19 protein-coding genes and 1 tRNA gene are annotated in these 25106 nt (G+C 64.6%); 11 read left to right on the top strand and 9 right to left on the bottom strand.

Going from position 1 to position 25106, the window contains the following annotated elements; all coding sequences use genetic code 11:
- Positions 1-33: 33 nt before the first annotated feature.
- Positions 34-528 (top strand): recombinase family protein, encoded by a 495-nt coding sequence (locus KPB06_RS13205; protein ID WP_275920512.1) that lies wholly within the window; start codon positions 34-36, stop codon positions 526-528.
- A 9-nt stretch (positions 529-537) separates the two neighbouring features.
- Here the strand turns inward: KPB06_RS13205 and KPB06_RS13210 are convergent, their stop codons facing one another.
- From KPB06_RS13210 to KPB06_RS13220, 3 genes are all read right to left on the bottom strand, one after another.
- On the bottom strand, positions 538-3108 hold the full coding sequence (locus KPB06_RS13210) for a S8 family peptidase (RefSeq protein ID WP_275920457.1): 2571 nt from the start codon (positions 3106-3108) through the stop codon (positions 538-540).
- Positions 3109-3137: 29 nt separating this feature from the next.
- A complete protein-coding gene (locus KPB06_RS13215; protein ID WP_275920458.1) occupies positions 3138-4109 on the bottom strand; it encodes an AAA family ATPase in 972 nt (323 codons plus the stop codon).
- Between the two features lie 245 nt (positions 4110-4354).
- Positions 4355-4445, bottom strand: a tRNA-Ser gene (locus KPB06_RS13220).
- A gap of 350 nt (positions 4446-4795) precedes the next feature.
- On the opposite strand from KPB06_RS13220, the gene KPB06_RS13225 reads away from it, so the two are divergent.
- From KPB06_RS13225 to KPB06_RS13255, 7 genes are all read left to right on the top strand, one after another.
- Positions 4796-7573, top strand: coding sequence for a type VI secretion system Vgr family protein (locus KPB06_RS13225; protein ID WP_059578269.1), 2778 nt, complete (start codon positions 4796-4798; stop codon positions 7571-7573).
- A gap of 23 nt (positions 7574-7596) precedes the next feature.
- Positions 7597-9858, top strand: a complete 2262-nt coding sequence (locus tag KPB06_RS13230; protein ID WP_059578272.1) for a T6SS effector phospholipase Tle3 domain-containing protein — start codon at positions 7597-7599, stop codon at positions 9856-9858.
- Positions 9855-11336: a virulence factor gene (locus KPB06_RS13235; RefSeq protein WP_196485202.1), complete on the top strand. Its 1482-nt coding sequence runs from the start codon at positions 9855-9857 to the stop codon at positions 11334-11336. The genes KPB06_RS13230 and KPB06_RS13235 overlap by 4 nt, the downstream gene beginning before the upstream one ends.
- A 9-nt stretch (positions 11337-11345) precedes the next feature.
- Positions 11346-11609, top strand: a complete 264-nt coding sequence (locus KPB06_RS13240) for a PAAR domain-containing protein (RefSeq protein ID WP_059578274.1) — start codon at positions 11346-11348, stop codon at positions 11607-11609.
- A 47-nt stretch (positions 11610-11656) separates the two neighbouring features.
- Positions 11657-12994: a hypothetical protein gene (locus KPB06_RS13245; RefSeq protein ID WP_059578277.1), complete on the top strand. Its 1338-nt coding sequence runs from the start codon at positions 11657-11659 to the stop codon at positions 12992-12994.
- A gap of 209 nt (positions 12995-13203) precedes the next feature.
- Positions 13204-13587, top strand: coding sequence for a hypothetical protein (locus KPB06_RS13250; RefSeq protein ID WP_230951156.1), 384 nt, complete (start codon positions 13204-13206; stop codon positions 13585-13587).
- 120 nt (positions 13588-13707) lie between these two features.
- Positions 13708-14328, top strand: coding sequence for an HAD family hydrolase (locus KPB06_RS13255; protein ID WP_059578280.1), 621 nt, complete (start codon positions 13708-13710; stop codon positions 14326-14328).
- 41 nt (positions 14329-14369) lie between these two features.
- Here KPB06_RS13255 and KPB06_RS13260 read toward each other — a convergent pair whose 3' ends face one another.
- Positions 14370-15479 (bottom strand): fatty acid desaturase, encoded by a 1110-nt coding sequence (locus KPB06_RS13260; protein WP_059578282.1) that lies wholly within the window; start codon positions 15477-15479, stop codon positions 14370-14372.
- 224 nt (positions 15480-15703) lie between these two features.
- On the opposite strand from KPB06_RS13260, the gene KPB06_RS13265 reads away from it, so the two are divergent.
- The gene (locus KPB06_RS13265) at positions 15704-16741 is read left to right on the top strand and encodes an AraC family transcriptional regulator (RefSeq protein ID WP_059578285.1); all 1038 of its coding nucleotides are present in this window, start codon (positions 15704-15706) and stop codon (positions 16739-16741) included.
- Between the two features lie 76 nt (positions 16742-16817).
- Here KPB06_RS13265 and KPB06_RS13270 read toward each other — a convergent pair whose 3' ends face one another.
- Complete coding sequence (locus tag KPB06_RS13270; RefSeq protein WP_059578288.1) at positions 16818-17867, bottom strand: lactonase family protein; 1050 nt, start codon at positions 17865-17867, stop codon at positions 16818-16820.
- A complete protein-coding gene (locus KPB06_RS13275; RefSeq protein WP_059578289.1) occupies positions 17854-19221 on the bottom strand; it encodes an MFS transporter in 1368 nt (455 codons plus the stop codon). The genes KPB06_RS13270 and KPB06_RS13275 overlap by 14 nt, the downstream gene beginning before the upstream one ends.
- Positions 19222-19793: 572 nt before the next feature.
- Here KPB06_RS13275 and KPB06_RS13280 point away from each other — a divergent pair.
- Positions 19794-20774 carry a hypothetical protein gene (locus tag KPB06_RS13280; RefSeq protein ID WP_059578340.1) on the top strand — a complete coding sequence of 327 codons (981 nt, stop codon included), beginning with the start codon at positions 19794-19796 and terminating at the stop codon, positions 20772-20774.
- 336 nt (positions 20775-21110) lie between these two features.
- The gene (locus KPB06_RS13285; protein WP_059578296.1) at positions 21111-22595 is read left to right on the top strand and encodes a cryptochrome/photolyase family protein; all 1485 of its coding nucleotides are present in this window, start codon (positions 21111-21113) and stop codon (positions 22593-22595) included.
- A gap of 22 nt (positions 22596-22617) precedes the next feature.
- On the opposite strand, the gene KPB06_RS13290 is transcribed toward KPB06_RS13285, so the two are convergent.
- The 3 genes from KPB06_RS13290 to KPB06_RS13300 form a co-directional block, all read right to left on the bottom strand.
- Entirely contained in the window at positions 22618-22740 is a 123-nt protein-coding gene (locus KPB06_RS13290; RefSeq protein WP_059578298.1) for a hypothetical protein, read from the bottom strand.
- Positions 22731-23960 carry an MFS transporter gene (locus tag KPB06_RS13295; protein ID WP_275906090.1) on the bottom strand — a complete coding sequence of 410 codons (1230 nt, stop codon included), beginning with the start codon at positions 23958-23960 and terminating at the stop codon, positions 22731-22733. Before KPB06_RS13295 ends, KPB06_RS13290 begins: the two co-directional genes overlap by 10 nt.
- A 166-nt stretch (positions 23961-24126) precedes the next feature.
- Positions 24127-25068 carry a LysR substrate-binding domain-containing protein gene (locus KPB06_RS13300; RefSeq protein ID WP_059578302.1) on the bottom strand — a complete coding sequence of 314 codons (942 nt, stop codon included), beginning with the start codon at positions 25066-25068 and terminating at the stop codon, positions 24127-24129.
- Positions 25069-25106 lie beyond the last annotated feature (38 nt).

The following is a 25106-nucleotide window of genomic DNA, read 5'->3' on the forward strand; positions in this document are numbered from 1 at the left end:
TTCCTGCCTGGTGTTAGTCAAAAACACAGTCTTATGCCTACCCGTTATTGTAAGTGGGTGACTGTGTCCGGCGTTTCAGGGGGCTGCTCCACTGAACACGATCTGCGCCACGGCGGCATGCTCATCGTTCGCTGGCTCGACCGGATCAGCCGTCGCTATGACGAACTGCACGCGACCATGCGCCGACTGATGGAACTGGGTGTGCGGGTCGAATGCACGCTCAACGGCATGGTGTTCGACGGGAAGGCGAAAGACCCTATCGAGAAAGCGACGCGCGACGCGATCCTCGCATTCATGGCTGCGCAGGGCGAAGCCGACTATCTGAACCGCGCCGAGATGCAACGGCGCGGCGTGGCAATCGCGAAAGCCGAAGGAAAGTACAAGGGGCGCACGCGCTCACACGACTACGCGGCGATCAAGGCATGGCGAGCGGAGCGCGGCGCGAGCATTCGGGAAACCGCCGAAAAGTTCGGCGTCGGAACGGCTACAGTCAAGAGAGCCTGCTCCGAAGGCAGGAAAGACGCTTAAAGAGGGGCGTTACGTCGCTGCAGGAGCTACAGCAATTCGTTGCTGAACTCGCTCACGAATTTGTTGATAGATAGGAACATCGATACCTTCCGCGACCTCCAACGAGACGCAGAGCGCAAAGTCCACGGGCTCGGTCAACCGCCCGGCGTCGGCCAAACAGTTTACCCGCAGTACCAAGTCCTGATCGGCAACAATTGGAACCGCGCCCCCGCCTTCAAATATCTCATGTTGGAGCGTTCCCATTCGGGCTTGTCGAGCCTCTACGTCGACTCGTTCGAGTCTCAGCGGATCGTCGGGCAGGTCGACCCATAGTCGAGCAGTTCGATAGTGGGAATGACGTGGATTCACTGGAGACAACCATGCGAGGGTCACGGTCAGCCGCCTCATTACCACGCGCGCGCTCAGTGCTTCCGGAAGCGGTACGCGAAACTCCAGCGCGCGGTCGTTGCGCAGTTGGCCCACCCCGAGGAGGGTCGCCCGCTGTTCGGTGCATGTCAGCGCACGGACGATGTCTGCTGTGCCGTAACCGATGTAGCGACTTACCAAGCGCCGTTGCGCGTGCCAATGATCAACATCCGGCCGGGCTCTAAGTATCGGATTCCCGAGATCGTGCCAGCGAGCCCCATGCGCAAGAAGGGCCTTGATCAAAACGGCATCGAAGCGCGAGGGCAGCGCGGTTGCATCGGCTGCACGTAACTGCTCAATAATCGAATGTGCGAGAGCGCCCCCCCTTGTACCCAACGCTGCCGCGTTACTGGTACCCCTTGTGTAAGCGGTATCCCCGGCCTCTCCTGGCAGAGCCGTGCGCTGCCCCGGAGCCCTCGGGGTCCGCCAGTGACCGGTGACTTCAGTCTCGTTGGGTAAAGACATCGGGCGCTCGCCATACAATCCACGGCCACCGGGCAACAAGATGTCCGGTTTTACAGACCGTCGATACCCCGGTCCGATCGAAGAATACGGCGCGACACCTTGCTGCGGGAACAGCGTATAGCGAGTGGGAATACCTGCAAAATTTGCGTCGTCACTGTAGCTTGCGCCTACCGTTAACGCGTTAACCGACTCGGCTGGCGAAATCAATCTGCGATGACCATCAGCTCGAAGCAGAGCGGTCATAGCAGCCGATTCACGCGCTGCCGGGGCAGCATCTGAGAGTGTCCCTCGCGGCACGTCGAGGACGAGGTCGTCTGCTCGATTCCCGGTGCTGACGACGAAAAGTACACGGTACCGATATGCCAACCAATCTATGAGCCGCGCCCAGGGCGATAGTGCACCGTTGAAGGGGCGCGTACCATCTCCAACAGACAGGTTAATCACCTTGACGGTAGGAGCCGAAGGCGCTGCGGTCGGCGAGCCTTCAAACATGCGCCGCACCGCTTCATGAACAACGTCAATCAATAGCCGGTCGCCCGGAGTACGCTCTTCCCTTAGTTCGCCGTTTGGATGCGCGGCTCCATCTGGGCGCAAAATTGGCCGCACATAAATCGGATTTGGCAGCGCTATGGAAGCGGAATCGAGATCGCCCCATACAATAAGGGACGCCATTGCCGTTCCATGCAACCGCTCGTTCACTGAGTAATCCGCAGCCCAACCATCCGGGTCTTCGATCTGCACACGCCCCTGTAACCGGGGATGATTTTCCATCGGGAGTCCGTCGAGCAAGGCGACTATAGGTGTCCCAAAAGTTCGAGTGGCAGGCAGGCGGGTATCGGGGACGCGCGCGTCGACATCAATGCCGACGGAGTAGCTTTGGCCCTGAGGGCGCAAAAACATCACGCGCTCCGATATCAGGAGAGGCGAACGCGCATCGTTCAGCAATAGCTGTACGCTTGGCGCTGGCATTTCGACTAAGAAACCGTGATAGGCGATTTCCGAAATTAGTCGCGTGCTCAATATTGCCCCGTTCATTTCCCGAACTAGGGTGCGAATCTCCTCTGCGGCTCGCGCATTTTTTGTAGCGGACTGGAAACACCAAGCTTCCACCTCAAAGCGAATGGTTTGAGCGTCGTGTGCAAGCCGTTCCCCCCAGATATGTCGGAGGCTCGCGTCTAGCCGGTCCGCTGGTCCCCAGAAACGCACGTCTCGGAGGTGTGCGAACAACTGCTTCCACGCACTAAGGCCGGCCCCGAGGTTTGCAGAATGATCTTCCTGGTACCGAGTCCATAGCCGCACCAGTTCATCGAGAGCCTGACGATTCGTACCAACCAAGAACAGTTTTCCCTTGATTGATCGATCATGGTCGTCGGTATGGTAGAAGTCCTCGTCCGGGGCAAATTCAACGTCCAGCATGCCGGTCAGCCACTCCATACCGGCAATACGTTGCGCCGTTGAAATAAAGTCGCTGATGCTGCCGACGGTTTCGAACACAACGACTAAATCTGGGTCATCGTTCAACGCCGCCGCCTGCAGTTCTATCCGGCGGGCCGCAAACGCTTCCTGTAGCGCACGAAATTTCGGTGCCAGTCGTTGGCCTTGACGCGGGCCGCCGGGCACATGCAGGGTGGGCGGAACCGATGATCCTGGCTCTCGCCGAATTGGAGCGGGATTTGGAAAGAGAAGTAGCGGAAGGGGTCCCGTACTCATGTGGTCGCGTTGTTTTTGATAGCTTTAGGCTACTCGCCAGAAAGGCGATGCGCCCATTGCTCGATTCGCGTCGCCACAATGTCCTTGATATTACCAGACGGTAAAGAAAGCACATAACGCCTATGAACGTCTTGGCAAAACTGCTCCAACTCTGAAAAACTGTTCGCTTTCAAGCGCGTGGCGAGCGTTTTAGGTGACACGCCTAACGATGTACCGATTCGCTCTTGAAATTTCTCGAACCACGCAGTGCGCTGGGCGTGCGTTGGCACGGGCAACTCCAAGCGCAACTGGAAGCGACGCCATACCGCGCGATCTAGTAGCTCGGCATGATTCGTCGCAGTGACGACAACGACATGACTAGGTAGGGCGTCGATTTGCAGCAGCAAGGAACTGACCACGCGCTTGATCTCGCCGGTTTCGTGCGTGTCTCCGCGTTCTTTTCCTAGGGTATCGAATTCATCAAAAAACAGCACACAATTGTGGGTTCTTGTGAAGTCGAAAAGCCGTTTGAGGCGACCACTCGTTTCCCCTAAAAAGCTCCCCACCACGGCCTCATAACGAACGACAAAGAGCGGGACCATCAGCTCGTATGCGATAGCTTCGGCGAGCGTAGTTTTTCCATTCCCCGGCGGGCCGGAAAGAAGCACGCGATGTCGCGGTTCAAGTCCGTACGAGCGGAGGAGATCGCGACGATGTTGCTCTTCTACTAGCTCACGTGCAGCCCGCTCCACATCCTCGGGCAAAAGCATTGCTTCTAGCGGACGATGCGGGTCGATTTCGTACAGCAGGCCGCCGTGACCACCATCAAAGCTGCGAATAACCTCTGCCCCGCGCTGCGGCGTCACTGCAGCGCGCAAGTTCTCTTCCAATTTGTCAGCAAGTTGCGTGTGCCGCTTGGCGCGCTCATCAGCAGCCAAGGCTTCGACCGTCGAGCGGAAAAGCTTTTGATCGCCCTGGGTGCCTGCGCGGACAAGGTTGACGAGGAGATCGGCCCGGGCCATGACCATGTATATAGAGGTGGATGCTTTGTCGAGTATACCGGAGTGCGTCCGTTCCTAGGCTCTGTCCTGAGGCAACCAACGATTCGAGTCGCAGATCAATCGGGCGCACGAAAAACCGGTACGGCGTGGCGGGCAGCGCGACTACTGGCCGCGCCATCGCGATGACCCATTTGATAGTCAATTCGTGGGTCAAAAAACAAAAAGCCCTGCAACTTGTTGATTTTGCAGGGCTTTTTCGTCATATCTGGCGGAGAGAGGGGGATTCGAACCCCCGATAGGCGATTAACCTATACACGCTTTCCAGGCGTGCGACTTAAACCACTCATCCATCTCTCCGGAAGACCGAGAGTATAGCAAACTCTGGCGGCAGCCCGCCACTCCCTTCCGCGCCTGTCGGAAAATCGTCGATTCATACCGAGCGCGCGTCGCCCTGCGTCAGATCGTGACGACCCGTACGACCTGTTCGCTACATCGGACACGGAACGTCCCGGTTCGAAAGAATGTGAACGGTTGAGTCCGTTCGGACGCTTCGCAAAAAGGATTCTAAATCCTGTCAAAAAGCCGTCACCAAGCCGACAAATTTGTTATGCTCGCCGAAAATCAGACGGGCGGCACTCCCAGGACGGACCAGCGGGCGTGATTGCTTGCCGAATAACGAAGTCAAACAAAATCCTGAGAGTCACGCTGTGAATACAGCCGAATTGCTGCGCACGTTTGCGTCCGGGGTGGTCGATCAGAACAATCGGCCGGTTCGCATGAACTGGGGGGCCGCCCAGAAAACGCTCGAGCAGGTGCTTGCGCTCCAGTATGCCGATATCCGCGAAGGGTTGATGACGGGCATCGAGGGGCATCTGACCTGCGTGTCAGCGCGGGCCGATCTTCCGATCCGCAGCTTCATCGGGCTGCCGGTCTCCGTCGAGATGACGACCGATCGCGGGCGTCTCCATACCATCAACGGCATTGTCACCGACGTTCGCACCGGACAATCGGACGGTTCACTGACCTGCTACCAGCTGACGATTCGCGACGTGCTGTCCGTGATGGAGCGGCGCACCAATTCGCGGTTGTTTCGGTCCAAGAGCCTCCCCGACATCCTGGGTGTGCTGCTTCAGGAATGGCGCCAGCGCAGCTCGGCGCTCGCGGGCGCATTCGAATTCGATCTGTCCGGTCTGCAAGCCGAGCGTTACCCCGCGCGGGAACTCACACGGCAGGTCAACGAGTCGGACGCGCATTTCATTCGGCGCCTGTTGCGACGGGAGGGAGCGACCGTATTCGTCAAGGCGGGCAAGGCCGGGGAGCGGGCGAGCGGCAATGCGCACGACACGCCGGTGCATACGCTCGTCTTTGCCGACGACTCGATGAAGTTGCCGCAGACGGCCGCCGGCACCATCCGCTACCACCGTGACGCCGCCACCGAAGAGCGCGACTCGATCACGCTGTGGGCGACGAGCCGCCGGTTGATTCCGGGCAAGATCGTCCGGCCGACGTGGGACTACAAGAGCGGCCGGATGTCCCAAACCGAGCAGGCGACGATCGTCGATCAGGGCGACAGTGGCAACGACCTCGGGCATTTGCTGGCCGACGTCGTGATCGATATCCCGCACGCCGGGGATTCGTCGTCCGATCTCGACCGAATCGGCAAGGACCGGATGCTGGCGCATGAACTGCGCGCCGAATCCGTCGACGGCGTGAGCAACGTGCGTGATCTGGCCGTCGGTCACTGGTTTGCGCTCGCGGAGCATCCGCAACTCGACACGTTGCCGGCTGAACAGCGGCAGTTTGTCGTCACGTCGCTTCATCATTGCGTGCGAAACAATCTGCCGAAGGAACTGAACGAGCGCGCGCAATCGCTGTTCGCGGCAAGCCGCGTGCTGTTCAGCGCGGTGCCGACCGACGTGAGCGGCAAGCCGGGCGACGAAAGCGACAGGCGCTACGAGAACACGTTCTCGTGCGTGCGGCGCGGCGTGCCGCTGACGCCTGCCTACGATCCGCACGTCGACCTGCCGCCCGTGCATCCGATGACGGCCGTCGTCGTCGGGCCGGAGGGCGAGGAGGTGTTCTGCGATGAAATGGGCCGCATCCGGGTGCGGATCCAGGGGCTGAGCGCGGACGATCATGCGCACGCGCAGGGTGCCGGCACGAGTGGCACGCCGTCCGACAGCGCACCGGTGCGCGTCGCCTGCGCGCTAGCCGGGCCGAGTTTCGGCGCGAATACGTTGCCGCGCGTCGGCATGGAAGTGCTGATCGGCCATATCGGCGGCGATCCGGACCGGCTCGTCGTGATGGGTGTGCTGGCCAATGGGCCGAACATGCCGGCGACCTTCAGTCATACCGGCGCGCTGCCGGGCAACCGCTATCTTTCCGGCACGAAGACGAAGGAAATCAAGGGGCAGCGGTACAACCAGATCCGCTTCGACGATACGCCCGGGCAGATCAGCAGTCAGTTGGCGAGCGAGCATGCGTACAGTCAGCTGAACCTCGGCTATCTGACGCAGCCGCGCGACAACGGGCAGGGGGCGGCGCGCGGCGAAGGCGCGGAATTGCGCAGCGATGCGCACGTGGCGATTCGAAGCGGCAAGGCGATGCTGATTTCGGCCTGGGAGCGGCTGCGCGCCAGTGACGGCCACCTCGCGCGGGACGAGTATCTGCAACTGATGCAGGAATGCGTCGAGCTGTTCAAGAGTCTCGGCGACTATGCGGGCCAGCATCAGGGCGTCGCGCCCGATACGCAGCCGCACGATGCACTCGTGACCACGGTGAAAGGCTGGCCGAATGGCGAGGCGTCCGGCGGCGGTGAGTCGTCAGGCGCGCCGATGGCCGCGATCGGCATCACCGCACCGGCCGGCATCAGCATGGCGACGCCGAAGACCGTGACGACCCATGCGGGCGGCAACGTCGATGTCGTCGCGCAGAACCACCTGCAGTACACGAGCGGGCAGCGGATCAACCTGCAGGCCGGGCACGGTGTCGCGATGTTTGCGCACAGCGAAGGCGTGTCGGCAATCGCCAACCAGGGGAAAGTTGCGCTGCAGAGCCAGAACGACGACACGCAGATCGATTCGGCGAAGAACATCCAGATGACGGCGGGCGGCGGCAAGCTCGCGGGCATGGCCAGCGAGCAGGTCGTGTTCGTGACGTCGGGCGGCGCGTATCTGAAGCTGCATGGCGGCGATATCGAGCTCGGGTGTCCGGGGAGTTTCACCGTCAAGTCCGCGTCGCATACGTGGGCCGGGCCGGCGAGCATGAGCGCCGACTTTCCGAAGTTCGACCAAGGCTCGCTGGGGCGCGTGCCGAAGCTGGTACGCGCCACGGACGGGCAGCCGGTCGAGGGCATGGAAGCCGAGGTGCGAAAGGCGTCGGGCGAATTGATCAAGGGGAAGACCGACGCGCAAGGCAAGCTGGCGCCGGTCAGCAGCGATCAGTTCGAACAATTGGCGGTTCGCTTTTTCAAGTCCAGAACCTGAGCTGAGTCTTCAAGAAAAACAACATGTTCAACTACAACTTTGCGCAGAACCCGGGCGGGCAACCGTCGACGGACGACCCGTCGCAGACTTCGGTGGGCGGTGGACTGGGGACGACACTGTTCAACCGCAACGACCTCGAGTGCGTGATGCAGATGCCGTTGCCGGGCGTCGTCATTTTCGTGCACGGGGTGAATTCGGAAGGGGAATGGTTCAAGGACGCCGAGAAAGGGTTGTGTGCCGGATTAAACCGGCGCATGGGGCGTTATGACGATCAACTGTTCCATTGGGGGCCGGTGGCCGGGCAGATGACGCCGGTCAGCTATATCGAAAGCCTGACGCCAGACGGTTTCCTGAATCCGGACATGTCGTCGAAGACGTACATCAAGCCCGATCCGTCCTTTTCGCCCGTCATCCACTTTCGGTGGGGCTATGCCGCGAACGCGGAGGAGCTGAAGGAGTATGGCGACAAGATCATGCTCAACGAAAAGAATTACTGGGGCGGTGGCCCGTTCGCGGGCGGGTGTACGAGTTTGCCGGATCTGTGGAACGACGGGTTGAACGATCGGCTTTTCCTGTGGCTGACCGTCCAGCACATGAATGGCATCGGCAATCGAAAAATCTACTCCACGCCACCGCGCACTTACGGTGTGCTTGGCGCGCTGCGGCTTGCACGCCTGGTCGAGTCGATCCGCAAGCGACAGGCCGACGCGCCGATCACGATCGTGTGCCACAGTCAGGGAAACATGATCGGCCTTGCCGCTGCATTCCTTGGAGACCGCTTGCCCGAGGTGACGGATCAATGGGGCAAGAAAGGGCGCTGCGTCGCCGATACCTATGTTCTCGCCAATCCCCCGTACAGTCTCGTCGAGGCCAACATGACCGACTCGTGGGCCCAGCGCGGGGTGCGCGACAAGAACGGGCACGTGGGGCGCGAGACCTATGTCGCGCGCAAGGAAACGCTGAGGGAGTACTTCGATATCCTGCGTGCCCGGGCCGAGGTCGAGATGCCTGCGGAGGATCTGGATCGCGCAATGGAAAACGCAAGACCGTCGAAGAACGGCGGCAAACCGTATAGTGCAGCCAAGGACCGCGAGGCGCACGGGTTGTACCAGAAAAACACGTACGGCAGAGTGACGCTGTATTGTTGCCCGCACGATCAGGTCATTTCGGCCTTGACCGTTCAGGGAATCGGCTGGCGCGGGATGAGTGTCGACGAGATCAGTGCGACCAACGGGTGGGGTGTTTTCTCGCAGCGCGTGTTCGCGTCGAATTTCGAGGTGGGCGGAGAGAACAAGCTCTATCGGTATTGGCAGGATGACTGGCGCAAGGACAAGAACCAGAAGGAGGGTTTCTGGTATCCGCCGTCACCACCTGCACGGTATGGTCTTGGACGAGGCACGCATTCCAATAAATCGTGGATCGCGAAGTTTTTCACGATTGCAACGAGCCCGGCTCTTTACCTGTTCAATTTGACTAACATGGCGGTCAATGCCGATCCGCCGAAAGACTGGGAAATCCCGATTACGGCACCGATGCTCGACAAGGAGACCCGCTTCCTTCCGCAGGCGTTGCGCTACGACAAACCGTCGGGCGCTTGCGATGCGCAGGGGAAACCGATTGAGGAAGGGCGCTTCAACGAGAGTTACGATCCGCCGTCGGCTGCGCGCGATGCCAGGAAGGAGAGCAAGCGCGATGACGATCCGTACGACAACTTCGACGCGAAGTCGGAAAAATTCAAGACTGAGGGTGATGCGCTGAAAGCGCAGGGCGATGCGGCGTCCGAGGCTGCGCAGCGGTATGAGGATCATTCGATTCTTCGCATGGAAGCGCGGAGATCCGGAAATCGTCGCTGGGTCGACGAGATCGGAACCGTGGTCGGGGAGGACAATCCGGAGTCAGCGAGTGCTGACTATACGGAATGGCGGAACAAGGAGATATTTCAGATTCTGAACGGCGGGGACAAGAATAACCCCACCAACCATTCGACCATCATGACCAACAAGGACCATGCTGAAAAGGCGTTGGCTTATGATGTTGCAATTGGGCTTTGTTATCTGACCGAGATGGATTTTGAAGAAATCAGGATTCAGGCTGATTGGCGATTTGCCAATAGTTTGGGTGATGAGGGTCAAAATGGTAAGATGGCAGAATATATTATAACTGGAAAGTGTGAAAAAATGTTTTTGCAAGATTGGGTTGTTAAGGATGATCATGCAAAAATGCCTTCCAAGATACACGACGAAAGAGATGGTGGATTTTTCCTGAAGCTTGGAGGCCATTTATGAGATCGGCCATCGCTACATGGCCGCGTCGTGCCGGAGTCGCCGGCGGTGCATTGCTTCTTGCGCTGGGTGTATCGGTTTTGATATTGGTTTCGTCTGATGACGGGACAGGAGCGTTGTTGAGCATGGGAACTCTGATGAAGCGGTTAGTCCTGGTTCCAGGACTTGTGGCAATCATGGTATTTGCATTTGCAACGGTGATTGCGGGTCCGCGAGCGGTTGCGGCTTCATTGAACGAGAAGGCGGCTCCAATTACCGGAGCTGGGGCGTCCAGACCATTCGTTGCTCAGGTCGTCGGGCTTGGCTGGATGAACCCGTTGCAGCGCAAGGATTACAGCACCGAGTGGCAGATATTATGGACGCTCGGCCTGGTAAAGCCGAATGTCAACGATGACATGGTTCGGGTCAATCCAAAAAAATATTCAACATTGCAACCGATTTCTATCGTGGCCGATGGTCGCCGGGGGCGTGAATCGTTTTCCGGATTTTATAAGAAATATATCAATGAGCTGCTGGTACTTTTCCGGACTCGATATTTCACGAATCAGGATTATTTTTACACGGTTAGCGCGGATAGTCAGAAGAAGTGGCGAGAATTGGCTGGCATGCACATCGAGCTGGCAATCCCCTCTGGTCGACTCGATCCTGGGCTGGCATCGTCACATTTGCGAGATCAGATTGTTAATTTCTTCGAAATAGGAAATCCGTCCGCCAAAAATTTATGGAGCCACGACACACCGCCGGACGTGCACGTGACATCGGGGCAGGGGAATGCCGGCTTCACGTCGCTGAACGCGGCGCTGGACTATCTGGCCGCCCACCCCGACAAAAGCGCGTGGGTGATGAACTGGGATGCACCGAGCTTCCCGCCGAACGACGAACAGATCAACGAGAACATGGTGGTGCTGTTCCTCGCCGGCCCCGACCTGAAGACCGAGCGTGAGCCGCTGGCCTGGATCGGCAAGGCTGCACGAAGCAACGTCAAGGATTTCGAGGCAAAGCAAGGCGCGAGCCGTGCGGTGCAGGCATGGAAGTCGACGATCGATACGGCGGCGAGTAATGCTGGCGTGCCGGTGTCGTCGTTGAATTACATCGTGCACGACGCGGGCAAGGGCAGCGATGCTGCATCGACACGCATTGCCTCACTGTCGCAGACGCTGACAGAAGTTCTGCCGGAATACGATTTCCGCACGCAGACCTTCAATACATCGGCGTTGCTCGGTGACATGGGTGCCGGCGCGGCGCTGACCGATGTGGCGCTGGCGATCGGCCGCGCGAATCACCTCGGTGGAAATGTGCTCGTAGCCGGAACGACCGACGCGGAGCATCCGACGGCCGTGGTGGTGGTTGCGCCGTCGAAGCTGACACCGATAGATCCCGGCAAGGACTGGTTCCGCGCACGTGGTGAGAACAACGCGTACTTGCCGTGGTGGGGGCGCCGTCACGACGCGCGTCCGGCTCCGCAAGGCTATTCGGAATAAGGAGCGCGCATGCGCGGAATCATTCGGGTCGGCGACGCAACGAGCCACGGCGGTCAGGTCGTGACCGGCAGCACAGTCAGCGAAGTGATGGGGCGGCCGGTCGCCCGGCTCGGTGATACGTGCGTCTGCCCGATCACGGGCCATCAGGCCTGCTTTATCGCCGAAGGCGATCCGCAGGTTATCGTCGACGGGAAGCCGGCCGCATTCGATGGTCACAAGACATCGTGCGGCGCGACGCTGATTTCGAGTCTGGCGTCGTCCGGACGGGAATGAATTATCGGACCGGCGCTCGGGATTGGTCGGCTCGATCGGGAATATTCATGCACTGTTTCACGCTTGCGAGACGCATCGGGTGCGTCTCGATCCTCGTGGCGACACTCGTGTCGGGTTCGCCGTTGCGGGCCGAGACGAGCACCACATCGGCGCAATCTGTCGAAGGTGCATCTGCCGCGCCATTTCTTGCTCAAGTTGTCGGACTTGAATGGCTCAATCCGCTGCAGCGTCGTGACTATCCGACCGAGTGGCAATTGCTGTGGACGCTCGGGTTGGTGAAACCGAACGCCAACGACGACATGGTGCGGACAAACCCCAAAAAATACTCGACCTTGCAGGCGGTTTCCATCGTTGCGAATGGTAACTGGGGAAGTGAGACGTTTTCCGGGTTCTATGAAAAGTACGTCGACAAACTCCTTGTGTTGTTTCGAACGCGCTACGTGATGAACCCCGATTATTTTTACACCGTCAGCTCGAAGTACAAGCGGGAGTGGCGTGAACTGGCCGGGGTGCGTGTCGAACTCGCTCTTCCTGCCGACCGTCTCGATCCTGAAGCTGCCGGCGCGTACTTGCGCGACGAAATGGTAAGTACGTACGAAATCGGCAACCCCTCCGCAAAAAATCTATGGAGCAGCGATACGCCGCCCGATGTGCGCGTGACGTCGGGTCACGGCAATGCCGGCTTCACGTCGCTGAACGCCGCGCTGGACTATCTGGCCGCGCATCCCGACAAAAGCGTGTGGGTGATGAACTGGGACGCGCCAGGTTTTCCCCCGCAGGACGAACAGATCAACGAGAACATGGTGGTGCTGTTCCTCGCCGGCCCGGCTCTGAAGACCGAGCGCGAACCGCTGGCATGGATCGGCAAGGCGGCGCAAGGCAACGTCGAGGATTTCGACGCGAAGCAGGGCGGCAGCCGGGGAGGGCAGGCATGGAAGTCGACGATCGATGCGGCGGCAGGCAATGCGGGCGTCGCTGTCTCGTCGCTGAACTATGTTATTCACGATGCGGGCAAGGGCAGCGCTGCCGCGTCGGCAAGGGCCGCGTCGCTTTCGCAAGGGCTCGCGCAAGCCGTGCCGGAAAGCGACCTCCGCGACGCGACCTTCAACACGTCGGCACTGCTCGGTGACATGGGCGCCGGCGCGGCGCTGACCGATGTGGCGTTGGCGATCGGCCGCGCAAACCATCTCGGCGGAAACGTGCTCGTGGCGGGGACGACCGACGCGGAGCATCCGACGGCCGTGGTGGTGGTTGCGCCGTCGAAGCTGACACCGATCGATCCCGGCAAGGACTGGTTTCGCGCACGCGGGGAGAACAACGCGTACTTGCCGTGGTGGGGCCGCCGTCACGATGCGCGCCCGGCGTCGCAAGGCTATTCGTACTAGGGCGCGACGCAAGGGCTCGCGTTAAGCGATCTGTAACAATCAGCGGAATGGCGAACGCTTAATTCTTTCAAAATACTTTCCGCTTCTCTTTGCCGACGTGCCCCGAGGAACCCGGATTCGTGCTCCATCAAGGCACTTGTCCTGACGTTGCCGGAGGCAACATCGGAATCCCCATCGCATACATTGCAAAATGTATTGAAATGGAAAGGATGGCCTGGCTTGACGCGCCGCATCGTCGCGCCAGCCATGTCGACTACCGCGCGGCGCTCGGCGCGCTGAAGCAATCGCTCGGCTTTTTCCCGCGCCGGACCGAGGAACTCGCCGCGACGGTTCGCCATGCGGAAGAGAACCTTGTGGTCGTGCTCGCGGCGCTGAGCGCGGTGTCGGACGTCGTGCGGGCGCCGGACGACGCGGGCGTCGAGCGCACGCTGTTCGATCGCCGCAACATCGTCGGGCAGGCCGTCCAGCAGATCCGGATGCAGCCGGCGCAACTGCGCGGGCTCGACGAGCGCGTGACCGATCTGCTGTCGCGCGCCGATCACCTGATGAACGTCGTGCTGCCGGCGGCGCTGGCCGCGCGGCCGCCGCGCTGAGGGAACGATGCGACCGCGCGCTTCGGCGCGCGTGGTCTCATGTCGGGCTTTACGGTTTCGCGCGGATGGCCCCGACTCTGCTATCTTCCCGGCATCTCACCGCTTTCCCGCCGATTCCCCATGACCGACCGCATCGTCGCCGCCTTCGATTTCGACGGCACCATCACGACCACCGACAGCTTCCGCCATTTCGTCCGCCAGGCGGTCGGCACGCCGCGATTCGCGTGGGCCGGGCTGCGCGCGCTGCCGTGGATCTTCGCGATGAAAGCCGGGCTGCTGTCGCGCGGCGACGCGAAGGCGAAGTTCGCGTCGTTCGCGTTCGGGCCGATCCGCGAAGACGCGCTCGATGCACACGCGCGCACGTTCGTCGACAGTTATCTGCCGAGCCTCGTGCGTCCGGAAATGCTCGAACGCATTCGCGAACATCGCGCGCGCGGGCATGAAGTCGTGCTGGTCAGCGCGTCGCCGTCGCTGTATCTGGAGAAGTGGGCGAAGACGGTCGGCTTCGACGCGGTGCTCTCGACGCGGCTCGCGTTCGAGCGCGGTGTCTTCGCCGGGCGGCTCGACGGCGAGAATTGCTGGGGGCCGCAGAAGGTCGTGCGGTTGCGCGGATGGTGGGGCAACCGGCCGCCGAAGCAGTTGTTCGTGTACGGCGACAGCCGCGGCGACAAGGAAATGGCCGAGCTCGCGAACTGGTCGTGGATTCGCGGGCAGGGGCCGATGCCGCCGATCGGCGATTGACCCCGGCGCTGACGCCGCGCTGACGCCCCACGCTGCCCGCGTTACGCGTCGGCCTGCGCGTCGCGCGTGCCGCGAGACGGACGATAGGCGCCCCAGCGATTCGCGCGGGCGAACGTGCCGACATCGTTGAAGCGCACGCCGACTTCGCGCAGCGCCGCATGCGCGGTGCGCGCGGTCAGCTGCCGGATGTAGAACGGGTCGCGCACCACGAAGTGATGGATCGCGTGCGTGCTGCCGAAATTGAAGCAGAACAACTGAAACGGCAGCATCCACCACGGGTTCAGCACCTGCGTCTGCTGGATCACGTTGCGCGAATCGATGTCGCCGAAGTAATGCATGTTCGAGCTGACGAAGTTGATGCAGAAGCTGCGCAGGAAGTTCGGCCCGAGCCACACCACCGCGAGGAAATCGACGACGCTCATCACGCGTTCGACGACGGCCGGCACCGTCACCGCGTAGCCGAACCCATGCAGTGCGAACAGGCCGACGTGATAGACGATGAACGCGTGCCACAGCGTGTAGTACAGGTGACCGATCGGCATGTACGACGACAGCTGCTCGACGCGCAGTTGCAGGCGCTCGGACGGATCCTGCACCGGCTGCGCGGCCACGTACTGCTTCACCTTGCGACGCATCGCGGCCGGCCGCAGCACGACGGCGAGCATGCCGTCCGCGATCATCAGCGCGCGCTTCATGCCCCAGCGCTCCCCGTTGGTGATGCCGAATTCCTCGAGATCCGATTCGCCGCCCGATACCTTGTGGTGATGCAGGTGCATGCGCCGCCGCGTCCACGGGTTGATCGTGCCGGGCCGCGTGAGCCAGCACAGCGCCATCATCAGGTGATACGCCCACGGTGTCTTCTTGAAGTACATCAGGTGGATCAGGTCGTGCTCGAGCTCGTGGATCAACGACGTGACGAACGCGGCGAGCGGCAGCGCGACGTACCACGCGATCGCGCCGCGCGCATACAGCCACGCGATCGCGAGCATCGCGCCGACCGACACGACCATCACGGTCGCGCCGACGAGGTTCTGGTTGTCGAGCAGCGGAAACCGCGCGCGGATCGCGTCGCTCGCGGCGTTGACTTCGCGGCGGACGTACGCGACCTTGTCTGCGTCGTGGCGAAAGGCGGTTCGTGCGGGGTGGCTCATCGACCGGGATCCATGCGGAAGGAGTGGGGCGCAATGCCGATGCGACAAGCATAGGCGCGTGCCGGAGCGCGTGCGAGGGCCGCCGGTGCCAATCGTGGTGTCATTTCGGGCCACGTTGGCCGGCGGGCGCGCACCCGACGGATGTCGGCGCGCTAGAGTGCCGGCAAGGTGTCATGGCGGGCCAGCGACGCTACAATCCGCCGAAACCGCCCGGAGTGAGCCGCATGGTCCCGTCCGTTCCGGATGCCGCGCGCCAGTTGAACAAGGCGACGGTATCGTCCGCGTATGCGCTGTTCATGCTGATGCTGGCCGAGGAGCGCGGCATCGACGGCGGCCGCATCCTCGCCGGCTCGGGCGTCGAGCGTGACCGGCTCGCGCAGCCCGATGCGCGCATCACGCCGCTGCAGCAGGCGGCGATCGTGTTCAACCTGCTCGACGCGACCGACGATCCGTCGATCGCGATCGAGATCGGGCTGCGCAGCAGCCTGACGAAAGCGGGGCTGATCGGCTTCGGGCTGATGAGCTGCGCGACGCTCGGCGAGGCGATCGCGCTCGGCATCCGTTACCTGCCGACGCGCGTGCCGTTCTTCTCGGTGCGGCTCGCGCGGCTCGACGGCATCGTCGACATCGACGTGCGCGAAGCGTTTCCGCTCGGCCGGCTGCGCCAGTTCGCGGTGGAAAACTTTCTGGTCGAGACCGCGATCCTGTTCAATTCGCTGCTGTATCCGACGCCGGGGCGCACGCTGCAGTCGCGTGCCGAACTGCATTTCGAATGGCCGGAGCCGCCGTGGTTCGAGCGCTATCGCGCGCGCCTGCCGCGCTGCCATTTCGACGCGAGCGCGAACCGCATCCGCTGCGACGCCGCGCTGCTCGACGAGCCGATCGGCACCGCGAACGCGCAGACCGCGCAGATGATCGTCCAGCAGTGCGAGGCCGAACTCGCGCGGCTCGGCTACGCGGAAAGCATCGTCGAGCGCGTGCGCAACCTGCTGATCTGCGGCGAGGGCGGCTATCCGTCGGTCGACGATATCGCGCGCGAGCTGCATGTGTCGGCGCGCACGCTCAAGCGCAAGCTGGCCGAATACGGCGCGACCTATTCGGCGCTGCTCGACGAGATCCGGCTGCGCGACGCGCTGCGGCTGCTCGAAGGCACGCGGCTGCCGGTCGACGAGATCGCGGCGCGCGTCGGCTATACCGACCGCGCCAATTTCACGCGCGCGTTCAAGCGCTGGACGGGCGTGGCGCCGAGCGAGCGGCGCTGAACGCGCCGAACGGCGCGCCCGCATCGGCGTGCCGGTTCCCGCGCGGGCGCGGATGCTTCTTCAAACCTTCAGACGTTCAAACGATCGCGATCCAGTTCGCGCCGCGGCCGCCCGGCACGCGCGCGTGCAGCGACAGCGTGCCGTCGTCCGGCGCGATCGCATACACCGCGACGTGTTCCGACTGTTCGCCGCAGGCGACCAGCCAGCATCCCGACGGATCGATCGCGAAGCCGCGCGGCTGGGTCTCGGTGGGCGTCGCGTGGGTGGGCACGAATGTGCCATCTTCGTCGAGGCGATAGCCGAGCAACTGGCTCGACGTGCGCTCGCTGACGTACGCAAAACGTTCGTCGGGCGTCAGGTGCAGATCGGCGGCCCACACGGACGGCTCGGCGGGGGCGGGCGGGCGCGCATGGCCTTGCGCGAGTTCGGCGACGGCCGGATGGCGCGCGCTCACGTGCGGGTCGCCGAGCCGGCCGGTGTCGGTGTCCCGCGCGAAGGTCGCAAGCGTCGCCTGGAATTCGCTGACGACGACCAGCGTGCGGCCGTCATCCGCGAACCGCAGGTGACGCGGGCCGAAGCCGGCGGGCACGCGCGTTTCGCCGTGTTCGACCGCGCGCAGGCCCGTGGCGCCTTCGACCAGCGCGAAACCGAACACGCGGTCCGAGCCGAGCGAGCTGACGTACGCGAAGCGGTTGTCCGGCGACACGATCACCGCATGCGCGTTCGCGATGCCGCCGGCGACCTGCAGCGGCGTGCCGTCGCCGTCGCGCACGCGCGCGGCGTCGTAGACGCTCAGCGAATTCCCGCCGTACGACGCGCCGAGCAGCCAGCGGCCGCTTTGATCGAGCGACAGGTACGCATGGCTCGCGTCGATCGCGGTCGTGCCGATGCGTGCGAGCGCGCCCGTGGCGGCGGCGACGCGGAACGCGACGATCATCGGCTGCGCGCCGCGCGTCGCGACGTAGAGCCGCGCGCGGTCGGCCTGCACCGCGATCGGCATCGCGGCGTCGGCCGCCGGATAGCGGGCGAGCGGTGCGAGCGTGCCGTCGCCGGCGAGGGAGAACGTGGCGAGGTCGCCGTCGACGGCATTCGAGACGACGACGGTCAGGCGGTCAGTGTTCGGCATGGCGGAGCATCGGGGCGTGCGTGAAGGGTTCGTCGGCCGGCCGGCCGCGCGGCGGATCGCTGCGCCGGTGCGTGCGCGCGAACAGCGCGGCGACCGCGGCGACGAGCGAAGCGATCGCGAGCGCATACAGCCCGCCCGTGATCGAACCCGTATGTTGCTTCAGATAGCCGAAGGCCGTCGGCGCGACGAAGCCGCCGAGGTTGCCGACCGAGTTGATCAGCGCGATCACGGCCGCGGCCACGCGCGTGTCGAGATAGCCCTGCGGGATCGGCCAGAACAGCGACGCCGCCGCCTTGAAGCCGAGCGCGGCGAAGCAGACCGACGCGAACGACCACACCGGATTCGGCGACGTCGACGCGAACAGCCCGCACGCGGCGAGCACGAGCGCGAACGCGAGCCATCGCTGCGGATGCTTCCACTTCGACGACAGCACCGCGAAGCCGTACATCGCGCCGATCGCGATCATCCACGGAATCGTGTTGTACAGGCCGACCTGGAAATCGGTGAGGCCGCCCATCTTGCGGATGATGGTGGGCAGCCAGAACGTGGCCGCGTAGATCGTCAACTGGATCGAGAAGTACAGGAAGCAGAACAGCACGATCTGCGGATCGCGCAGCAGCGCGGTGGCGCGCACCGGCACGTTCGAGCGGACGTCGCGCGTCGCGCGCTCGTCGTCCAGCGCGTTCTGGAGGGCGGTGCGTTCGTCGGCCGTGAGCCACGTCGCGTCGCAGATGTGCGATTTCAGCAGCAGCCAGCTCGCGCCGCACAGCGCAACCGAGAACAGCCCTTCGATCAGGAACATCCATTGCCAGCCTGCGAGGCCGAAGCCGCGGATCGACAGCAGGGCGCCGGTGACTGGCCCGGACAGCACCGACGCGAACGCGGAGCCGCCGAGGAAGATCGCCATCGCCTTGCCGCGCTCCTGCGGCGGCAGCCATTGCGACAGGTACAGCACGACGCCGGGGAAGAAGCCGGCCTCGGCCGCGCCGAGCAGGAAGCGCAGCGCGTAGAACGACGTGTCGTTCCACACGAACGCCATCGCGGCCGCGACGATGCCCCAGGTCGCCATGATCCGCGCGAGCCAGACGCGGGCGCCGTAGCGCTGCATCAGCAGATTCGACGGCACTTCGAACAGCGCGTAGCCGACGAAGAACAGGCCGGCGCCGAGCCCGTACGCGGCCGCGCCGATGCCGATCGACGCTTCGAGGTGGCGATCGACGAAGCCGACGTTCACGCGGTCGATGTAGTTCGCGATGAACATGATCAGCACGAGCGGCAGCACGTGCCACTTCACTTTCGAGACGGCGGACGCGAGCGGATCGCGGCCGGGCAGGGCGGACGAGGGCGGGTTCAAGGGTGTCTCCGGTCGGGTGTCGGCGGGCGGAGCGGCAGCCCGCGGCGGCGTCTGGGTAGCGGTTATGTAGTATGTCGTCGTATGACATGGTACGCCGGAGTGCCCTCAAAGACGTCGCGGGTTTACCCGGGAATTTATCAAAAATTACCGAAATCTCGAGATGGAAAGCGCCTGTCTTCACATCTGATGACGTATGACATAAGGCAACATTGCACCGATCGCTGCTTCAAGGTCGGGCCGGCTGGGCGCGAGGCTCGCGGTCGAGGCGGTGCGTGAGCGCACGGCGTGTGGCCGGCGCCGGCGGAGAAAACCGGCCTCGACGGGGCGACGTTCGATATTCACGCGCTCCGTACGGTGTGCCCATACAGGAAGTCGTGCCGCCGATGAAGCGGCAGCGGCGTGATCGCGACGATCGACACGCAGTCGACCCGCAAGCCGTTTACCGGGAGCACGACTACGCTGTATCGAAAGGCGCGCTCGCGGTTGCGGCAAAATATCTGGCGCCGGAACTCGGCGTGCTCGCCACGCGAGAACGGCCGCGATTTCATGCCTTGACGATGGAGCAACGGATCATGCAGGACAACCAGTACGCGCGGCACGTGTTCGCGTTCAACGGCGACGCGGACGGCCTGTGCGCGCTTCAGCAGTTGCGGCTCGCCGAACGCGTGCACGGCACGCTCGTGACCGGCGTGAAGCGCGACATCACGCTGCTCGAGCGGATCGACGCGCGCGCGGGCGACCTCGTCACCGTGCTCGACGTGTCGCACGACCAGAACCGCGATGCCTGCGCGCGGCTGCTGCGGGCAGGCGCGACGGTCCGCTATTTCGACCATCACTTCGCGGGCGAACTGCCCGACGATCCGCGCTTTCACGCGCATATCGACACGGCGGCCGACGTCTGCACGAGCGCGATCGTGAACCGCTATCTCGGCGGCCGGCACGTGCGCTGGGCGATCGTCGCCGCTTATGGCGACGAACTGCCGGCGCTCGGCGATGCGCTCGCGCGCGAGCATGGAGTCGACGAAGCCGAGCGCTGCACCCTCGCCGAGCTGGGGCGCTACCTGAATTACAACGCATACGGCGAATGCGTCGGCGATCTGCATTTCGATCCGGCGGCGCTCGCGGATGCGATGTTGCCGTGGGCCGATCCAGTCGATTTCGTGCGCGAGACGGCCGTGTTCGCCGCGCTGCGCGACGGCTATCGCGACGACATGGCGCTCGCGTGCGCGCTCGCGCCGCTGCGTGAGGTGCCGGGCGCGACGCTGGTCCGGATGCCCGATCATCCGTGGGCGCGGCGCGCGACCGGCATGCTCGCGAACGAACGGATGCGCAATGCGCCGCATACGGCGCTCGCGGTGCTGTCGCCGCGCGCGGGCGGCGGGCTCGTCGTCAGCGTACGCGTGCCCGACGGCCGGCCGATCGGTGCGGACGAGTTCTGCCGCGGCTTCGCGACCGGCGGCGGGCGCAAGTGCGCAGGCGGCATCAACCATCTGCCGGAAGCCGAGTTCGACGCATTCGCCGAGCGCTTCGAGGCCGCGTTCCGGCTCGACTGATCCAACATCGATGCGCCGTGCGCCGGGCGGGCCATCGCGCGGCACGTGCATCGCGAAGCAGACCAGCCGGCCGCACAGGTGGCCACGGCAGGCTTTCCTGCGTTCGTCGATGCGCGGGGCAATGCGCCAGCGATGCGCCGGGCGCACGAACCGGTCGACGGACGACAGCCTCGCAAACATCACCTGCGTGCGGCCGGCACCGCAACCTTCATCGGGTCGGCGCCGCGTGTACGGCCGCGCACGGCGTCGCCGTGATGCGCTAGCCGTAACGGCCGGCGTCGACACCGCGCAGCGCAGCCGCGACAATACGCATCTCCTGTCCCTTTCGTCATCGAGATGCCCGTATCCGCCCAGTCGTCCGTTGCCCCAGCGATCGTATGGTTCCGCGACGATCTGCGCGTGACAGATCAGCCCGCACTGACGCGCGCGGTCGAATCGGGCCGGCCGCTCGTCTGCGTCTTCGTCGACGGCACGGACACGGGCGCCGGGCCCGCGCTCGGCGGCGCGGCGCGCTGGTGGCTGCACGGGTCGCTGGCCGGGCTCGACGCGGCGCTCGCGCGGCATGGCGGGCGCCTGCTGCTGTTGCGCGGCGACGCGCGGCGCGAGATCGAGCGCCTCGTTCGCGACACGGGCGCCGCGGCCGTGTACTGGAACCGCCGCTATCCGCAGCCACAGCGCGACGCCGATGCGGCGTTGAAGGCGTCGCTCAAGGCGCAGGGCGTGACGGTCGAAAGCAGCAACGGCAGCCTGCTGAACGAGCCCTGGGAGGTGCTGACGGGCAGCGGCGGCCCGTACCAGGTGTTCACCGCTTACTGGCGCGCGGCGCGCCGCGATCGCACGGTGGCCGCGCCGCTGCCGGCGCCCGAGCGGATCGCGTTCCATCCGTGGCCGAAGGCCGTGCGCGAGCGCGCGCTGTCGCTCGATGCGCTCGCATTGCGTCCGCATGCGCCGGACTGGGCCGGCGGCCTGCGCGAGGCGTGGCCGGCGCCCGACGAAGCCGGCGCGCACGCGCAGCTCGACACGTTTCTGACGACCTCGCTCGCCGGCTATGCGGACGCGCGCGATCGACCCGACCGCCCCGCGACGAGCCGGCTGTCGCCGTTCCTGCGCTTCGGCAACGTATCGCCGCGACAGGTGTGGCATGCGGTGCAGGGCGCCGCGAACGCGGGCGGCGCGGCGTATGCGATGCACGCCGACAAATTCCTGAGCGAGCTCGGCTGGCGCGAATTCAGCTACATGCTGCTGTATCACTTCCCGGCGCTCGCGACCGACAACTTCCGCGCGCAATTCGATGCGATGCCGTGGCGCGACGATCCCGCCGCGTTGCGTGCGTGGCAGCGCGGCCGGACCGGCTACCCGCTCGTCGACGCGGGCCTGCGCGAGCTGTGGACGACCGGCTGGATGCACAACCGCGTTCGAATGGTCGTCGCGTCGTTCCTGATCAAGCATCTGCTGATCGACTGGCGCGCGGGTGAAGCGTGGTTCCGGGACACGCTGGTCGATGCGGATCCCGCGAACAACGCGGCGAGCTGGCAATGGGTGGCCGGCTGCGGCGCCGACGCGGCGCCGTATTTCCGCATCTTCAATCCGGTCGCGCAGGGCCGGAAGTTCGACCCGGACGGCGCGTACGTACGGCGCTGGGTGCCCGAGCTCGCCGGCCTCGACAACACGTCGATCCATGCGCCGTGGGAAGCGTCGCCGCTGGAACTCGACGCGGCCGGCGTGCGGCTCGGCGTCGACTATCCGGCGCCGCTCGTCGAGCATGCGGCCGCGCGCGCCCGTGCGCTCGATGCGCTGGCCGCGTTGCCGAAGCGCCACTGACGATGCGCCGAGGTTTGCCGCATCAATTGCAGAACGCGACGTGCTCGAGCAGCGCGTACGCGACGCCCGAATCGAGGTAGGCCGCGCCGCACCACGCGACGAACGCGAGCATGCCGGCGGCCAGCGCCGCGCGAATCATGCCCATGCCGCAGTGCCCGATCCCGGGCGTGCGACGCGCGCGTCGTCGATCGGCAAGTGCAGCAGCGCCGCGAGCACGCCGAGCGCGATCGAGCCGATCCACAGCGGCAGGTACGAGTGCGTCGCATCGTACACGAGCGCGCCGAGCCATACACCGAAGAAACTGCCGAGCTGGTGCCCGAAGAACACGAAGCCGAACAGCGTCGCGATGTAGCGCACGCCGAACACCTGCGAGATCACGCCGTTCGTCAGCGGCACCGTGCCGAGCCATGTGAAACCCATCACGGCCGCGAACACGTAGACACTGGCGGGCGACAGCGGTGCGGCGACGAACGCGGCCATCGCGAGCGCGCGCACGAGGTACAGCACCGACAGTACGTACTTGCGCCGCAGCAGCCCGCCGAGATGGCCGCACGCGTAGGTGCCGGCCACATTCGTCAGCGCGATCAGCGCGAGCGCGACGCTCGCGTGGCGCGCCGGCAGCCCGTGGTCGAGCAGGTACGCGGGCAGGTGCGTCGCGATGAACGCGAGCTGGAAGCCGCACGCGAAGAAGCCCGCATTCAGCAGCCAGAAGCCGCGATGCGCGAACGCCTCGCGCACGGCTTCGCCGATCGACTGGTCGGAGCCGGCGGCGGCGGCCGCCTGCGCGGGCCGGTCGCGCAGCAACACGGCGAGCGGCGCGAGCAGCGCGGCGACGAGCGCCAGCGCGATGAACGCGTGCCGCCAGCCGATGCCGCCGATCAGCTCCTGCGCGACGGGCACCATGCAGAACTGGCCGAGGCCGCCGACCGCGCCGGCGACACCGAGCGCCCAGCCGCGCCGGTCGGGCGGGAACAGTCGGCTCAGCGCGCCGTAGATCGACGCGAACGCCGAGCCCGACAGCGCGACGCCGATCACGAGCCCGGCGCCGACCGTGAACAGGCCGGTCGTGGCCGCATGCGCCATCGTGCCGAGCCCGGCTGCGTACAGCAGCATGCCGGCGACGATCACGCGCACCGAGCCGAAGCGGTCGGCCACCATCCCGGTGAACGGCTGCGCGACGCCCCAGATCAGGTTCTGCAACGCCAGCGCGAGCCCGAACGCCTCGCGCGACCAGCCGTGGTCGAGCGACACGGGCGCGAGGAACAGGCCCTGCACGTGGCGGATGCCGAGCGCGGCGCCCATGATCAGGCCGCCTGCCAGCACGGGCAGCCAGCGGCGCCGGACTTCCTGCTCGATCGGGGTCATGCGTGTCTCCGGATGAAGGCGCGCGGCGAAACCGCCGCGCTCGATCCGATTAGACGAGCGCGGCTGCCGTCGCTCAAGCGATCATTCGGTCAGGTTGGCATGCGTGGCGCGAATGTGAAGGGGGCGGCGTGAGCCGGTGGTCATGCGCAGCCGCCCAGCTGCCGGTTCAGCCCGACGCCGTATCGTGCGCGTGCATCGCCGCATCGCATTCGGCTGCTTCGGCGAGCATCCAGTCGCGCACGTCGACGACCTCGCGGCGCGGGGCCGGATCGTGCTGAAACAGCCAGTAGCCGTACGTTGGCGGCAGCGTCCGCGTGTGCGGCCCGAGCGCCGCCAGCCGGCCGTCGGCGAGCATTGGCGCGACGAGCGCGAGCCGCCCGAGCGCGATGCCCTGGCCCGCGATCGCGGCCTGGATCACCTGGTCGTACTGGTTGAAGCGCAGCACGCCTTTCGGGCGCGCGTCGTCGAGCCCGGCCGCGTGCAGGTGCGCGTGCCATTGCAACTGCGGTTGCGGCGGCCCGTCGAATTCGAGCAGCACGTGATCGGCGATCGCGGCCGCGCTCGTGATCGGCCGCGCGGCGAGCGCGGGATGCGCGACCGGCACGACGATCTCGTCGAACAGGCGCAGCGCGCCGGCTGGTGCGCGCTCGCGCGGGCAGTAGCGGATGCCGAGGTCGATGCCCTCGGCGCGCAAATCGAGTACCTTGTCGTTCGCGGCGACGCGCAGGTCGATCCCGGGCAGGCGCGCCTGCAGCCGCCCGAGCCGCGGCAGCAGCCACAGCGCGGTGACGCCGATGCTGGCGGTGATCGTCACCGGCTGGCGCTCGCGCCCGGCGGCGAGCGACGCGACGGTGTCCTGCAGGCCGTGCAGCGCCGCATCGGCGACGCGGAACAGTCGCTCGCCTTCCGGCGTGAACGCGATCTTCCGGTAGCCGCGCTGCAGCAACGCAACGCCGAGATGCGCTTCGAGCGCATGGATCTGACGGCTGACCGCCGACTGCGTGACGCACAGGTCCTGCGCGGCGAGCGTGATGCTCATGCGGCGGCCGACGGCGACGAAACCGCGGACGAGATCGAGCGACGGGAGACGGACGAGTGGCATTGACATGCGTGTGACTCATGCGAACGGAGCGGCAAGATTGGTTG

The organism is Burkholderia semiarida (genome assembly GCF_029268935.1).
Classification (GTDB): domain Bacteria; phylum Pseudomonadota; class Gammaproteobacteria; order Burkholderiales; family Burkholderiaceae; genus Burkholderia; species Burkholderia semiarida.